Below are 13,889 nucleotides of genomic sequence, written 5' to 3'. Positions count from 1 at the left end.
AGCACTTTCCGGCAGACGAAAAAAAAGGCCTTGCTAAGCAAGACCTTTCTTGATTTTGGTGCCCCGAGGGAGACTGTCGGGGCCCACTAATTCTGTGGCTTGCAGCAAGATTATATAGTTAGGGATACAAGCAGGGATACAGCCTCGCAACTGCTGGCGAGGTTATCGCCGCTGCTTGCATCATCAGCTACACGGTCTGCCGTACCGCCAGCAGATGAGGCCCGTCTTCTTTCAAATAATCAAGGACATCATAAAAAGAGATATCGACGCTCCATCTCCCGCACGCATAGGCCGCCACTTCATAGGGAGCGAAGAGAAAGGTGAAGTGATCCGCTTCAACCGTAAAGCTGCTGAAATTGTCAGCTTTTGGCCCCGCACCTCCCTTGAACCATTCAAGCTGATTTTCATCCGGTTTTTCGCTGAACCTTCTCCAGTGCTCTCGGCACAACTCGGCGATGCAAAGCTCGCTTATGCGCTGAACAGCAGCATTATGATCTGTGAAGTAATCGTCGAGGGTGAGCAGTTGAAGTCGTTCAGGCATGGAGAAATTGTAAGTTTCAAAGTGCGAATTCGGATGCGCTGCGCCAGCGCCATACCAGCTCACCTCGTACGTAAGGCTCAGGAACTGGTCATTAGCATGAACAATTCCATAGTCGTCCCAACGACCGTTAAGCGTCTGAAAACCTCCCGGTTCTGTAAAAAGATCCGGATGCTGGTCCCAAGGCTTTTGCCTTGACACGATGAGTGCGCGAGTCGCTCGACCACCGAAGAAAAGCGATAGCTCCTTAGCCGCATCGGGACGAGTCGCAGACTCGAAGCGTGGATATCCGATTTTGATGTCGTGTCCTGGAAAGCCTTCCCAGTAGTCCTCAAGTACCTCAGAGAAAATACTGAACGGACCTGCACTCAAGCCATTAGTGAGTTCAATCGACTGTTGCTCGGCAGCGAGCAGCAGAGAGGCTCTTAACTGTTCCCAAGCGCCTGCGGTGCCGATGTCAACATACTGCAGACGCCCGGAGATGTTGCTTGGAACCTCACATGGTTCAAGAAGCAAGGGTATTACGTATATATCGGTAGGCTTTTTATACCTAAGACGCTCGATGGCATCATTGGCCTCCCTTTGAACAAACCCCCTCTTGTCGACGCTTTTTTTACTGAGTAACAGAATGATCACATGAGCATCCTGGAAAGCTTTGTCGATCTCTGCTTCCCAATTTTGACCTGGAAGAATGTGTTTCTCATCGACCCAAGGCCGCATTCCTTCGTGTGCGAGGAGGTCGTAATACTTAAAAGCGTGAGCTTTATCCTCTTTCGCATAACTCAGAAATATCTTTAGCGACACAGCTACCTCCCGATGAGTCGTTTATGGTCGGCAGTGGCTGACCGAGCGCTGATCGCCCACCGTTTAATGTAGGTCACCCTTCGGGAATCTGCATTCCGCTGACAGGAATTTGACTAGGGGTGGAATCAGCCGGGGGCCCCTGAGGATTTCATCGCCACACGGGGTCGGAAACCCGCGGGACTGTGGTAGCGGGAGATGCTGGAGCTTACTGAAATTTCAACGTTGAAATTGAAAGGATCTTGAAGAAAAAAGGACATCGTTACCGTACCGGTAATGATGACCTTGGATCGATTGTTTTGTAGTGCAGATGCACAGGTGAACAGGCAGTTCACCGGGTTCACCTGTTCACTAAGCTGGGAGTTCTCCCGCTAACAAGGTCCGGCGGGTTTCCGACCCCGTGTATCCGAGGTTGTTTCAGGGGCCCCCGCACGTTCTGGGTCCCTACGCTGGAGGTATTGCACTTCAAGGGGGGGAGGGGATCCGCACCGGCTAAAAATTGATGTTACGTGTGTTACGCGTGTTACTGTTCGTCGTAACTGTTTGAATTTAAATGATAAATCGACAGTTACACCGGGTCTAGCGCTTCAGTTATGTCGGTGTTACTGAGCCGATTAGGTGTAACGGAACGATGTGATCAGAGGAGTTTTCATCCGAAACGGATTTGTCAATTACACGAGAGAACTTTGGATATCAATCATATGTTTCGCCTTGCGAATACTCGACCTTAGTCATAAGGCGACGATCGAATAAGACTGATGGATGCAAACCAATCCCACTGAAACAAAACTGATCTATCCCGCAGCTCTATGAGCGGCGGGTATCGCTACTTCTAAACTTATCCTGAGTAGGGTTGTGGAAAGAGCTCGGGTCAGGTTATTGTCACGAGAATGGTGATGGCATAAAGTCATGATGAGTTGCAGACTGCATGGGTTAAAGGAACAGTCGATCGTGTAAGGCATGCATCAAACCGTTTTGATGGGGAGAGCCTGAGTTGTAACAGGCCGTTGAGGATTTATAAATATAAACGCAGGAGCGTAATATATGTCTCGTAAGCTTGTCTCTTCGAATATGGGGCGCTCGGCTCAGGTTCATCGCTTAATTTCCAGCGTTAAGTCGTTGCAAAAAAGAAATTTAGTGCGCGGTTATATTTCTCAGGAGTTGAGAAATCGAGCTGAAATTGATTCCGTTCGAAAAGAAAATAACGTTAGCGATATGATGGTCATTGGTGCTCTTCTTAAAGGCACAGGTGGGCTCCTAGAAGATGATAAGAAAAAGACTAGCTCGAATCTTTTCATGTTTACGAGGTTTACAGCGCTGCACTGGCGAGACGAAATCAGATATACGTGTGGCTACGTTAATTCCGTAGGGTTGGATGCGCTACAAGCGTTAAAGTTGATGCTCCCGTTGGCTCAAGTGGAAGTTCTTGAAACTGATGCTGCTTTGGAAGTTATATATGAAATAAGCAAGATCTATGGTGCGTCAAATTTTTTGTCTTACAAGCTTGCTTATCTGAGAAGTACTAGAAAGTTTTCGCCCCCTCAATTAGCGAGAATAAATGATATAGAGGTAGAGTTTGCACATCGTGACAAGCCGGGTTTTCACTTTAGCGCGCTTGAAAACTTAAGTCCTAGAATTTCTTTGTTTTTGATTGCTCAGAGACGTGTGAGCGGTCTTGTCGGGAAAGTGGATGGAGATATTAGGAAGTCGTATTCGTTAAGCAATTTCATACCAACCCCGCTAGACGGCAAAGATTTATCCGGTTTTCTTTTGCGAGCTACAGAATCGTCCCTGATTGATACGCTTCACTCAATAATGATTCTTTTAAATCTTGAAGAGGTTTTCCTAGCCCAGGTATCTGAGCTCAAGAGTCGGTTACAGCCAGAAGTGCTAGAAGGGATCAGAGTTGTAATAAGACACGCATGTGAAGGCAGTGATGACCTGCTAGTGACTCAACATTATATGCGTGATGATGAGGATGGGACGGGAAGTACGTTAGATTTATATCGGATTTCAGCTGCTTTTCTAGAACGAACCCATTTAACGAAATTTAGAAATGAACTAGATCGGGTGATTGGAGCTAGGCTTTTAAATGAAATTCTTGACCAAACCTTCGTTATTGGTGATGACTCTTTTATAGATAAAGATCTTTTGCTTAAGGTGGACGGTACAAAGCTATCGACTACGCCGAATATAAAACTAGATGCCTTTTATCGGACTTTCTTGTTCATGAGGTTTATAACTCAGAGAATTAATTTATTGGCGCTGGAAGAAGGTGATATAAAATTTATTTTTGAAAATACTTCGGGCTTGGAAATCCTTCTAACCGAGCCAGAAATGAGGTCGGTCTATGGGATCGTTCCTGAGGGAAGTCAAAATATAATTGCTGTTCTGTCTCTGGCACTATTCCGGAAAAAATCAATTGACCCGGATGTGGATTTTGAATTTCGTACAGATTTCATTGCTTATGTCCAGTCGCTGTATGATGGGTCGATAGTAAGCTTTATCGATGAGCTTCTTAGCGATTCTCCACAAATAGCCTGCTATATTGTTGAGTCATTAGATGAAGTTACGCTTGAGAAAATGTATGAGATTGTAAAGAATGCGTCACAGGCAGCAGAGATTAGACGTGACATCCTTTCACTTATTGGCAAAAAACTCAATCGCATCGAATATCTCATCGAAGCCAATGCTATTGAAACGCGGTCTAAGTTAGCAACCTTGCAAAAATATTTTGATAACAGCCGAATGTACGTTGATAGTTTGGCTATGAGTAAATGGCTCGATGGTAATCCGTCGGTGTCTACTGAGCAGTTTCGGACGCTGTATCCAAGTATTCAAGCTACGGTGCGTACCGTTGAATACGAAAAAGGTGAAAGTAAAGACGTATATTTTATAACGCTGAGTGATCAAAGCGAACATCTGATTTCCCAAATTGCTAAAGATGCGTTTGAGCAGTTTTGTCTAAATACAGAATTTGGAATTGAATCTTATCTTGGTAGGCGCATTAGGCATAATACCTTAGATGGCGTCACTACTGAGACGGTAGATGCTGTTTTCAACAAGCCTGAATACCGGATGTTAATGACTAGCCCAGGAATGAAACGAACAGTCGGTGCTTGGATGGGGCAATATAAAGCGATCGTAGAAAAATTAAGGCGGGAACATCTTCAATTTAAATCACCTACGTCGTTGTTTAACTCAAACATGAACGTAGAGGATTCTGCAACGCGGGAAAATATTAGAATACTGTCTAGTAGTTTGCGCATTGCGGGTAGCCAGCTTTTAAACGATCTTGTAATTTCTTTTTGCTGGAAGCAAATATCTCCTCAGCTCGAAAATGCGGCCAGATTTATTAAAACAGAGCTCCTGCAGGAGGCTACTAGTAGTATTGGCAAGCATTTTTCTGGTGCTTTTGGCAGTATAGAAGAACAAATAAAAATCGAACTTCATGAAGCGGTTAGTGGTGTTTTCAAAAAGGTGGCTGATTGGTTTCGGGTTCCTCAGACGGGGTTTATTTCTGCCTCGGTACGTGAGCTTTGTGAAATTATTCTCTTTGACCTTAATCGGCCGAAGTCGGTGGAGTACACAGGTGATGGTTTAGGGAATAAGTACACAGGCATCAGCGTCCATAGGCTATATGACTGTATCGCAGTGCTTTTGCAAAATGCGGTTATACACGGTGAAGACGGTGCTCCCGTGGTTGTAAATGTTTCCGCAATTAAGGCCGATAGCAACGATATTCTAGATATCGTTTCAGTCGATATTGCTTCAACGGTGTCTCCCGGCGAATATCAGAATTCCAAGGAGCGGATTAAAAAAGCAATACGCTCGGTCGAGAATGGAATCGATATGGTGACAGAAGGGTATACAGGAATAAAGAAAGTAAAATTCATTACTCAGAAAAGTGAAACAAAACATACTGTAAGGTGTGTAGAGAATGATGAGCGTAGAGAGTTAAAATTAGGCTTTACATTGCATTCTGAAACTGTGAGTGATGATGCGGTCGTTGGGAGTGTTTAATGAATATCTTATTGGTTGAGGATGAGGTTCATAAGCGTGACGAGATCAACGGTTGCGTCAATGAGGTTTTTGGATTTTTACCTGATATAGTTGATAGCGTAAGCAGTGCTGTGTTGAAAGTTAAAGCTGTAAATTATGATCTCATTATATTGGATATTGCGCTTTCTACATTTGGGGAGAATTCTGACGATAAGAAAAAGGGCCACGACCAAGCGCAAGGTGGCGTAGAAGTGCTGAGAGCATTAAAGGCGTATCGAAAAAAAGCTAATATTTTGATTGTTACGCAGTATCCAGATTTTTTTATCGGTGGTGTTAAAGTTAAACTGAAAAACTCAATAGATGTTATTAGAGTGAAGTATAGTCAGAATGTAATAGGTGCGGTGCTTTATACCTACAAGTCGAAACCGACATTACAAAAAATTACATCGCTTTTGAGGTTGTGCGCATGAAAATATTGCTTATTGAAGATGATGACGCTAAGTCGCGGGCGATTAATGATCATTTATTAGAAAGGGGCGTTTCTGTAAGTGATGTAGTGCGCGCAAAAAATATGACGGATTTTGCTGCGCACTTGAATTCTCAGGAGTTTGGGTTGTTTATCATAGACTTTAAACTTCCAAGTTTTGACAATGGAAGTGCGGTGCCGAATGGTAAGGCAATCCTTGAAGCTATAATCAAAGCCGGTAAAAATGATGCGCTATTACTGGCTATCAGCTCATACCCGGACGACTTTCCAGAGGTGCGCGCTGATTTTGAAGCCCAAGGTTGCATTTTGGCTGACTATAGAAATGTTCCAGGCTGGAAGTCAACTCTGAATCACTTGCTAACTCAGTTGAAAAAGAATGTGCGGATGGATTTCCTAATTTTCTGCGCACTGCATGAGGAGAGGAAACCATATGTGGTGTTGGCTGATGGAAAGCAGGTCAATAGAGGTGGTATAAATTGCTGGGACTTCGAGTTGGAAGGCAGAAAAGGATCTGTTGTTCTTTTGCCACAGATGGGCTTGGTTAACGCTGCGATAGTCGCCGCTACTTGCATTGACCGGTATAGGCCAAAAATCATCGGTATGAGCGGTATATGTGGCGGTTTTAGTAAGAGGGCGGAACTAGGGCAGCTATTGATCTCAAGGATGGTTTATGAGTATCAAAGCGGTAAATGGTCCACGGATGGTTTTCAGAATGAGCCATATCAGGTGTCAACTGAAGCCAATTTTATTACTCAGTTACAAGAAATTCTTGACGATGAAAATTTGATTGTAGAGTTGGAGCATGGGCATCGAGGTACGCGGCCTACCGAAGCGTCGGATCCGGCTCTTGCTGTATTCACCAGTGGATCAGCTGTGATCGCTGATAAAGATTATCTGATGCAGATTGAGCGATTTCATAGAAAAGTCAACGGGCTAGATATGGAGGTATTTGCGGTGCAGCGAGCTGCAGAACTCTCCGTGAGTAAACCGGTGTGTGTATGTGCTAAAACAGTCGTGGATTTGTGCGATGATGAAAAGAACGATTCAATTCACAGTTATGGTTCCTTTGTCTCTGCGAAATTTGTTTTGAAGGCCATAAAAGTTTTTTTCTCGCCAAAGCAGGCTTAGGAAAGCGTTTTTGGAAAGTGGTAGAATATGTGTGGGAAAAGGCCTCTATGAGGCCTTCTCTCGGAATAGCATTATTTATTCAGCCAGCCTTCAACCTCGTCGGCGCCGTGTTTGGTTTTCCATTCTTTCAACGTCTTGTGATTGCCGCCTTTTGTTTCAACCACTTCGCCAGTGTGCGGGTTCTTGTATGTCTTCAGCGCTCGCGGTTTACGAGTGCCTAGCGTAGCGATCGAAGCTGCACCACGCTTGGTGCTCTGCGGATCTAGCAGGTTGATGATGTGCTTGAGGCTAAAACCGTATTGGTCCAGCAATCCACGGAGCTTTGTCTCGAACTCAATTTCTTTCTTCAGACCGGAATCGCCCTTCAGCGCTTCCAGTGCCTGGAGCTGTTCGGCCAAGTGTTTTTCCAGCTGGCGGTATTCGGCAAGTTTTGACATTTGCATTCCCTGTTTGGTGTTTTGGCGATATCTATCTGAATTGTATTACAGCATGGAGTTCATACTTACTTTCGACCCTTTAACTTTTCATCTATGAAATTAATTTCGTTCTTGATCAAGTTGACCGTTAATGTCTGAACCTTTGAGGCTTTGCCGGTTTGGATGTCTAAGATTTTCATCAGCCCGATCAAGTGGTTCTTGCGAGCCTTCAATGTATCAGTCCAGCTCGCGCTGCTCTGCATTTGAGGGATCATGATTTTTATCCTGATGGGATTCTAAACAGCCCGCGCTGGCGGGCTGCTTCGGTTTCAAGCTGCCAGCAGATCCTCTGCGCTGATAGCGCCGGCTGCGGTAGCTAGGTCTGAACGACGTAGATTCGAATGAAATGGACCGAATCGAGGTACATCAAGGTCGGAGAAACCGTATCCCGAGTTCCCCCTTGCGTAGTCAACCGCAAGTATTCGGGCGCCCAGAGCTACTAAGTGTTCCGCAGCGGCATTCCACTTCTCTTCCAGCGTCAGCTCTACAGCGTTCAGGGCCGAACGTCTGGCTTCGTCCTCGCGCTGCTTAGCATTGGCGATTTGTGTTTCAAGGGAGTCGAGTTCAACCTGTAAGGCTTCCATGATGAGTTCCTGTCTTCTGACGTGCTCATCAGTGGTTGCGAGTTGTTTGGCTGCCTTCTGCATTTCACTATTGGCGGATTTCTCTCCGTCGCTATCACCACTCGCGAGGCTGCGTGCATACAGGCTTGCAGCGTCTCGTTCTGCCTGCTGTGCTTTCTCCAGCGACTGCTGCGCATCCGACTGAATGGTCTGAAGGCGTTGGTTCAGATGTGATTGTGTTTGCTTCAGCGCTTCGACTTCAGCGGCCGCTTCGGACATGGTCTGGATCGACTTTGCTTTGATGTCGTCGACTTGTTCAATGCGCTCCAGGTAAGCCATCTTTTCTTCGATACGACTGATCGAGGATGGAATGGCTCTGAGGCGGCATTCGGCACTGGAGTACCGATCCATGGCGGCGCTCCTTTCGGGGCTTCCGATCATGTTGCCGATTGGACTGTAGTTACTTGGCGCATTGCGCCACTCGGCGTCCAGAATGGGAAGGCTTTTTTCAATGGCTTCTTGCTCGGCAATCAAAGCGGCGAGTTGCTGTTTCAATTCATTCATTGTCATGTTCAGTGTCCTTGATGAGTTCGATTGGGTTGATTCGGCTGGCGAGGCCGGAATAAGCCGGCGCTACCTCGATCAGCGGAGATGCCCTCAGGCAGCCCGAGCCTCGCTGTCATCCGTTCCCGGAATCGTCTTCACGATGTAGCAGCGTTGAGGGCCGAGGCCTGGCAAACGCACCAGACTCGATGCCTTACCGTCGCCGGCCGGCTCCAGCACGCCACGCTGCAGCAGTTCCTTGTTCACGGCGTTGATGTTCATGCCCCGGAAGATCTCGGAGCGCCATGCCTCGGGCAACACGTAGTAGGTGTTGGTGGTGTGCATGGTGTCGCCCATGCCGTGCTCCAGCGTCTTGCGAAAGCCGAGACGGTCGATGGTGCGCGGGCCGTGCTCATCGATCTTTGCCGCTGCCGACTCCCAGCGGGTGAAACGGCTTTCGCCGAAGCGCTCAATGACCTGGCGCAGTCGCGCCAAGATCGCATCGCCCTCGAAGTTCCCGGCGCCGCCGCGTTCGTTTAACCACGCGTTCAAACACACACGGGCGGCGGTAGTGGCGGTCCCGTCCGGCCAGCCGGTGATGCCCATGGCGGTGGCCAGCTCGCCAGCGGCAGCCGCGAGGCCGAAGCGAGCAGCAGCACGATGTGCCTGTCCGCTGGCGGACGCCGGGAGCGACTTGGCGATAAAACCTTCCAGCGTGCGGCGCAGGATGGACGACCAGCCGTGACGCTTGCCGGGTTCGCATAGCGCCGTCAGGAAGGCAGTGAGTGGTGTGCCGTAGTAGTTCGCCACGCGGGCTTTGAGCGCGTCGGACAGTGCCGCCGCGTCTTCGAAACCGTTGAGCGTGTCGAACATCCCGAGGCCTTTGCTGGCATCGGCCGGAACGGCGAGCATGCGCACCTCCATGCCCGCTTTCAGCTCCTTGTTGGCCTCGGCCATGTGCTGAGCCAAGGTCTTCTCGCCCGTGGAGAGGAACAGCAAACGCCACTCCTGTACCTGTCGGCCCGCTTGGCCTCGATCATTGGCGCGTGCCTTACCGGTGCCGTTGCCGAGCATGTAAACCGTCTCGCCGATGATGCGCGGGTCGCACATGCCGATTTCATCCAAGACCAGAAGGCCGTCGGAATGGGCGGCGGCGATGGATTCGAGCGCGTTGTCGGTCGAGCGCCACGAACGCACCAGACGCGGCCCGCCATAGATCGAGGCGGCGACTTGTAAATGCGTGGTCTTGCCGCCGGAGCTGTCGCCGTACAGGTGAAAGCCGCCCGACTCATGGCCAAGCATGTGCAGCAGCGGCCCCGCGAAGGCCACGCCGACGACAAACGCCAAACGGTGATTACCGATGCACAGCGCGCCGATCTGTTCCTGCCATTGCTCAAGCGTGCCCGCTTCGTTGATCGGCGGAAGCTGCGCACCGGCCTCGTAGAAGTGCAGGTGTTCGCTGTGCGTGCCGACCTGCTGCTCGGGCAGTAGAAAGGCTGTGTCATGCCAACCCAATCGCGTGACCAGCCGTGCCCGTTGGGCGCTGTCGAAGCCACCGAGATAACTTTGCAGGTCATTACGTGCGTTGCGTCCCGAGCGACTACCGGCGAGACGCAAACCCATATCTACCAGTGGGCCAAGCACGTCCTTGCCGAAGTCGCCGGTCATGGTGCGAGCCGGGATGTTCCAGCGTTTCTTGGTGCCATCGGGATCGTCGAACTCGACCAGCAAGCCCCAGTTGTGTCCCTTCTCGTCACGCGTACGGGCGAGGATCGCCAGTGGTGAACACACTGGCCGTGCTTCACCATCATCGCCGGCATAAAACACACCTTCGGGCGTCAGGCGAAAGCCGCCCGGCATCAGGTCGTTTTTCGATTTGGTAGGGCGTTTGGCCGGTGCTTTGGGCTTCGCTTCCGGCTCGCGTTTAACTGGAGTAGCAACCACCTCCTGCTTGATCACGCCGAACAGCTCGCCGCTGCTTTCCAGCGCGGCGAAGTGGCCGGCGGTCCAGCCTTTGCCAAGCGCATCGGCGGCATCGTCGCCGTCATCCCATTGACCATCCTTGGCGAACGCGGCGCGGTCGTTCTTCAGCGTCGGCTTGCGTTTGAAAACCTCCAGCGCGATTACCCGGACTGAGGCTGCGCCGATTTCCCGCAGCCTCTCGGCGACGGTGTCCATGCAGGCTTTACCGCTGTCGTCATTGTCCGGCCACAACACAACTTCGCGTCCCTTGAGCGGCGTCAGGTCGGCTTTGTGCCAAGAGTTGGAGCCGTTCGGCCAGCAGGTGGCCACGTAGTTCGGCAATAGCTCGACGGCGGCATCGGCAGCTTTCTCGCCTTCGCACAGAACCACCGGTGCGTCAGCGCGCTGGGCCAGTTGATCAAGGCGCAGCAGCGGACGTGGATCCGGCAGGCCCTGCCAGCGCCATTGTTTAGTCTGGCCATCAGCGCGCTGACACCAAGTTAGCGGGGCGAAGACTTTCTTCGGCTTGAAGTCTTCATCCGGGCCGAGGTCGAACCGATACAGCGCCATGAGGGGCTGCCCTTGTGCATCTCGATAAATCCACACCTTGGACGGTACGCCGTGATCGCGATGCTTGGCCGGGCACTTGTTCATGGCCTCGGTCGGGATCGGCTGAATTGCGTTCCACGTCGGCGCCTTCGGCTTGCTCGGAGCGGCCATTGCCTTGGCGTCGCCGGGCGCGACGTTCATTAAATCGGCCAGCTTGTTGCAGGCTTCGACGTCGGTGCCGCCGTCCAGATAGCGCACCAGATCGATCAGGTCGCCGCCTTTGTCCCCGGTGGCGAAGTCGGCCCAGGTACCCTTGCTCAAACTGACCTTGAGCGAGCCGGCGCGCTTGTCGCTGCGGGTTGGATTCGGTGCGGTGTATTCCTTGCCGCCGTCGACGCGCTTGCCGTTGGGCAGCCAGTGCGACAAGACACGATCAATGTCTTTCAATGCGGCGGCTTTCACGTCGGCAAAGCTTGGGCGTTTCGCGGTGCTGTTCGGGCGTTGGTTCATGTGTCAGCCCTCGGCAGAAACAGCGCGTCGTTGATGTCGTCGATCAATGCTTTGGCCATCTCGCCCAGGTACAAGGCGGGCCAACTGAATCGCTCGCCGTTGTCACTCATGGCAGCGTCGAAATTGAGCTGGTTCGCTTGATGCTGAAGCAACGACACCATCTCCAGTGCATCCTCGACTGGCACGCCGGCATTGACGCGAAACAGCTTCAGGTCGGTAGCGTTGACGCGAGAAAAGGTGGCATGGCCCGGTGTGGTGGAAATACTCATAGCGCACCGCCTTTCTGCACCGCAGGCGTTGAGGTGGTGTCACCGTGCATGGCCAGCGTTTTGATCAGACCGAGGGTGCCGCGCACGTCCCAGAGGACAGCGGCAATGACGTGATTGGCGAGGCGTGAGGATTCGTTTTCGAAGTGGTCCTCAAGCAACGTCAGTACTGAGTCAGCGCGGTCAATGGCGCAGGTGATGGCGTCGATAGGTACGCCGGCTTCTGCGGTTGGATTCACGCAGAGCAGGTCTTCGGGCAGGGCAAAGCTCAGGGCGTTGTTCATTGGGCACCGCCTGCGGTTTCGAGTGCGCGGGCTTTGGCCATGTGAGCGTTGTAACGGGAGAGGCGTGTAGCGAGGCTGGAGTTGGCGTGTAAAGCGGCGAGAGCCATTGCACGGTGTGCAGTGGCGCGAATTTTGGACGGATTGAGGGCGTGCATGTGGTGAAACTCCTATTGTTGAGGAGCTACCACCGTCCGCCGTCAAACGAATTAGGGTGGTAGCTGTGCGCAGGTTGACGGACCGGGACAATAGGAACCCGGCAGACCCGAAGGTCTCCCACGCACAGCCACCATAAACAGGAATGCGGGCACAAAAAAAGCGCCTGCAATCGTAATGGGGGGCGCCTGTGCGCCTATTGTTGATCGGGCCGTCAAACCCGGTCGCTGAATTTGCAGCGACGGCCAGAGAGTAACGTCCGTTTTTGGAAAGTGCAACTGCGCTGATGGCTTGCAGATTTTTCAGGTGCGGCATAAATTGTTCTGGCATGTAGATTGACCTCAACGCCTCCGGATCGCCTCCGGAGGCGTTTTCATTTCAGGCGTGGGCTTCCCAGCGCATGGAAAGAAGGGGCAGAAACCCACCGCTGAGCATGGAGCGGGCGTCTTCGTAGGCGTCGGCCTGCCGGCTATCGTCGACGACCACGGCCCCGGTCTTTTCGCAGTGGAGGGAGAGGGCGCACCAGGTGCCGTCGGCCCAGCTGAGCACGCTGACCACTCGACCTTGCTTGTCCTGTTGGCTGCGGTAGCGTTCCAGGCGCTGCATGACGCAAGGCGAAAAACCGATCCGACGCAAGATGGAAAAGGGGTGCATCAAGGCGTTGTTCGCGGTCTTGTGGCTCATGCTGCCTCCTGCACGTTGGCGAACAGAGGTGACGGTGTTTCGCCTTTCAGCCAAGCCAGGATCTTGCCGTCCTCGGCACAGCGACGACGGTGCTGTACAGCCATTTGCTCGCGGCGTTGCGCGGCGCACTCATCCACATAGTCGGCCAGATCCGAGGTCAAACGTCTGTCATGGTGAACGCGCTCGCTCGCCGTTTTTTCAACCGCAAGATCTTGTTCGGTGATGCGTTGCCACACTGCCGGATCGTTCGCGTATCCGCCCGACTGATCCACCAGCCAATAGGTGACCCAGTCGGTCATGCCGAGAGATTTCAGCGAGGCGAGGCGGCCTGTCTTCATGGCGAAATGTCCGGTGCCGTGAACACTGGCGAACTCTCTGCGCACCGCGTTGCGGCGGATCAACTCAGGCAGTTCCCACGGATTGGCTTTCAGCGGCAGGGCAAGACCGTCAGGGCTGAAAAAGAACGCTTCCTGGTCATTGCCATTCCAGCTCACGCCCGCGATGGTGCGGTGCCGCCAGTTGATCGATCCGGGAACGTAGAGACGAAATCCGATGGCGTAGGTGTCGTGAAATGGCCCCTTGAATGGGCTGTAGTTGCGCTTCATGCGGCCACCTGATCACGCGCCTCGATGCGGCTGCGTGCCCAGGCTTGAACCTCGGAAAGAACCCAAGCGACAGGGGCGCCGCGTGCTTTACTGGTGCTCAGTTTGACGGGCTGCGGAAAGCCGCAGTCGGTGCGCTGCATCAGTTTGTAGATGGTCGAACGCTTCATCCCTACGATGCCTTCCACCTCACGCATTCTGATCAAAGTCGACGAGGCATCAAAAAGGGAGGGCGAATTGGTGGGCGTCTTGCCGGTAAAATCGGTAACAGAGGTGTTCATAGGTATTGCTCTCGATTGATTTGGACTGACGAGAGCAATGATCTAGGCGATGGAATCTTT

At 51.6% G+C, this 13,889-nt stretch carries 12 protein-coding genes; 3 read left to right on the top strand and 9 right to left on the bottom strand.

What is annotated here, in order from left to right; all coding sequences use genetic code 11:
- Positions 1–187: 187 nt before the first annotated feature.
- Entirely contained in the window at positions 188–1,342 is a 1,155-nt protein-coding gene (locus U862_RS0104195) for a TIR domain-containing protein (protein WP_025109242.1), read from the bottom strand.
- A 1,041-nt stretch (positions 1,343–2,383) separates the two neighbouring features.
- Between U862_RS0104195 and U862_RS0104190 the strand changes: the two genes are divergently transcribed.
- From U862_RS0104190 to U862_RS0104180, 3 genes are read left to right on the top strand one after another with little or no spacing between them, the layout of a single operon-like run.
- The gene (locus tag U862_RS0104190; RefSeq protein WP_025109241.1) at positions 2,384–5,362 is read left to right on the top strand and encodes a hypothetical protein; all 2,979 of its coding nucleotides are present in this window, start codon (positions 2,384–2,386) and stop codon (positions 5,360–5,362) included.
- Positions 5,362–5,811: a response regulator transcription factor gene (locus tag U862_RS0104185; protein ID WP_025109240.1), complete on the top strand. Its 450-nt coding sequence runs from the start codon at positions 5,362–5,364 to the stop codon at positions 5,809–5,811. Before U862_RS0104190 ends, U862_RS0104185 begins: the two co-directional genes overlap by 1 nt.
- Positions 5,808–6,956, top strand: a complete 1,149-nt coding sequence (locus tag U862_RS0104180) for a nucleoside phosphorylase (RefSeq protein ID WP_025109239.1) — start codon at positions 5,808–5,810, stop codon at positions 6,954–6,956. The genes U862_RS0104185 and U862_RS0104180 overlap by 4 nt, the downstream gene beginning before the upstream one ends.
- A gap of 71 nt (positions 6,957–7,027) precedes the next feature.
- On the opposite strand, the gene U862_RS0104175 is transcribed toward U862_RS0104180, so the two are convergent.
- The 8 genes from U862_RS0104175 to U862_RS0104135 all read right to left on the bottom strand — a co-directional run bounded on the left by U862_RS0104175 (position 7,028) and on the right by U862_RS0104135 (position 13,829).
- Positions 7,028–7,393, bottom strand: coding sequence for a histone-like nucleoid-structuring protein, MvaT/MvaU family (locus U862_RS0104175; RefSeq protein ID WP_025109238.1), 366 nt, complete (start codon positions 7,391–7,393; stop codon positions 7,028–7,030).
- Positions 7,394–7,701: 308 nt separating this feature from the next.
- Complete coding sequence (locus tag U862_RS0104165; protein ID WP_256214619.1) at positions 7,702–8,565, bottom strand: hypothetical protein; 864 nt, start codon at positions 8,563–8,565, stop codon at positions 7,702–7,704.
- A gap of 87 nt (positions 8,566–8,652) precedes the next feature.
- Positions 8,653–11,559: a DUF927 domain-containing protein gene (locus U862_RS0104160; protein ID WP_025109235.1), complete on the bottom strand. Its 2,907-nt coding sequence runs from the start codon at positions 11,557–11,559 to the stop codon at positions 8,653–8,655.
- Positions 11,556–11,828 carry a DUF3077 domain-containing protein gene (locus tag U862_RS0104155; RefSeq protein WP_025109234.1) on the bottom strand — a complete coding sequence of 91 codons (273 nt, stop codon included), beginning with the start codon at positions 11,826–11,828 and terminating at the stop codon, positions 11,556–11,558. Before U862_RS0104155 ends, U862_RS0104160 begins: the two co-directional genes overlap by 4 nt.
- On the bottom strand, positions 11,825–12,109 hold the full coding sequence (locus U862_RS0104150) for a hypothetical protein (protein ID WP_025109233.1): 285 nt from the start codon (positions 12,107–12,109) through the stop codon (positions 11,825–11,827). Before U862_RS0104150 ends, U862_RS0104155 begins: the two co-directional genes overlap by 4 nt.
- A gap of 531 nt (positions 12,110–12,640) precedes the next feature.
- Complete coding sequence (locus U862_RS0104145) at positions 12,641–12,946, bottom strand: hypothetical protein (RefSeq protein ID WP_025109232.1); 306 nt, start codon at positions 12,944–12,946, stop codon at positions 12,641–12,643.
- A complete protein-coding gene (locus U862_RS0104140) occupies positions 12,943–13,551 on the bottom strand; it encodes a hypothetical protein (protein ID WP_025109231.1) in 609 nt (202 codons plus the stop codon). The genes U862_RS0104145 and U862_RS0104140 overlap by 4 nt, the downstream gene beginning before the upstream one ends.
- Complete coding sequence (locus U862_RS0104135; RefSeq protein ID WP_025109230.1) at positions 13,548–13,829, bottom strand: AlpA family transcriptional regulator; 282 nt, start codon at positions 13,827–13,829, stop codon at positions 13,548–13,550. The genes U862_RS0104140 and U862_RS0104135 overlap by 4 nt, the downstream gene beginning before the upstream one ends.
- Positions 13,830–13,889: the final 60 nt, after the last annotated feature.

The sequence above is a fragment of the Pseudomonas sp. H1h genome (assembly GCF_000633255.1).
Taxonomy (GTDB): domain Bacteria; phylum Pseudomonadota; class Gammaproteobacteria; order Pseudomonadales; family Pseudomonadaceae; genus Aquipseudomonas.
This window is presented reverse-complemented; position numbering and strand designations above follow the sequence as displayed.

Excerpts from the sequence above, each read along its gene's own strand:
- U862_RS0104190 (WP_025109241.1), top strand. The coding sequence starts at position 2,384 with ATGTCTCGTAAGCTTGTCTCTTCGAATATGGGGCGCTCGGCTCAGGTT.
- U862_RS0104150 (WP_025109233.1), bottom strand. The coding sequence starts at position 12,109 with ATGAACAACGCCCTGAGCTTTGCCCTGCCCGAAGACCTGCTCTGCGTG.
- U862_RS0104140 (WP_025109231.1), bottom strand. The coding sequence starts at position 13,551 with ATGAAGCGCAACTACAGCCCATTCAAGGGGCCATTTCACGACACCTAC.
- U862_RS0104155 (WP_025109234.1), bottom strand. The coding sequence starts at position 11,828 with ATGAGTATTTCCACCACACCGGGCCATGCCACCTTTTCTCGCGTCAAC.
- U862_RS0104185 (WP_025109240.1), top strand. The coding sequence starts at position 5,362 with ATGAATATCTTATTGGTTGAGGATGAGGTTCATAAGCGTGACGAGATC.
- U862_RS0104175 (WP_025109238.1), bottom strand. The coding sequence starts at position 7,393 with ATGTCAAAACTTGCCGAATACCGCCAGCTGGAAAAACACTTGGCCGAA.
- U862_RS0104135 (WP_025109230.1), bottom strand. The coding sequence starts at position 13,829 with ATGAACACCTCTGTTACCGATTTTACCGGCAAGACGCCCACCAATTCG.
- U862_RS0104145 (WP_025109232.1), bottom strand. The coding sequence starts at position 12,946 with ATGAGCCACAAGACCGCGAACAACGCCTTGATGCACCCCTTTTCCATC.
- U862_RS0104180 (WP_025109239.1), top strand. The coding sequence starts at position 5,808 with ATGAAAATATTGCTTATTGAAGATGATGACGCTAAGTCGCGGGCGATT.
- U862_RS0104160 (WP_025109235.1), bottom strand. The coding sequence starts at position 11,559 with ATGAACCAACGCCCGAACAGCACCGCGAAACGCCCAAGCTTTGCCGAC.
- U862_RS0104165 (WP_256214619.1), bottom strand. The coding sequence starts at position 8,565 with ATGACAATGAATGAATTGAAACAGCAACTCGCCGCTTTGATTGCCGAG.